Genomic DNA, 400 nt, shown 5'->3' with positions numbered 1-400 from the left:
AACGTCTCGAGCAACTGAACCTTTTTAAATAGGCGACCACCGAATGGTGGTCAGTTGATCTGTTAAATGTACCGCTTTGAGCGGTTCACAGGCTTTCAAGCCACCGGCTTTGCCGGTGGTTCTGACTTGGCATTTCCAAGATAGCGTTCTTTTTCATTAGCATTCCTTTTTTGGCCGGGATAGTGGTTTGTGCCATACCCATCGCTGTGAGAATAGAAACCGTTGATGCCAAAAAATACTTTATCGTTAATTCGTCCGCAGTGAAGGTTTAACCCCCCGCCTTTCAGGCGGGTAGCATTCTGCTAGCAGCTGGCTTATACTGGTAAGTATGGAATATCGCCAAGGAAGCCATACTAAATACAAGATTGAATATCATTTTGTTTGGGTGACGAAATATCGT

1 pseudogene is annotated in these 400 nt (G+C 44.8%); it reads left to right on the top strand.

Going from position 1 to position 400, the window contains the following annotated elements:
* Nucleotides 1-328: 328 nt before the first annotated feature.
* Nucleotides 329-400, top strand: a pseudogene (locus JWJ90_RS24090) (IS200/IS605 family transposase); the annotation flags it as partial.

This window comes from Desulfobulbus rhabdoformis (assembly GCF_016919065.1).
GTDB classification, from domain to species: Bacteria; Desulfobacterota; Desulfobulbia; order Desulfobulbales; family Desulfobulbaceae; genus Desulfobulbus; species Desulfobulbus rhabdoformis.
This window is presented reverse-complemented; position numbering and strand designations above follow the sequence as displayed.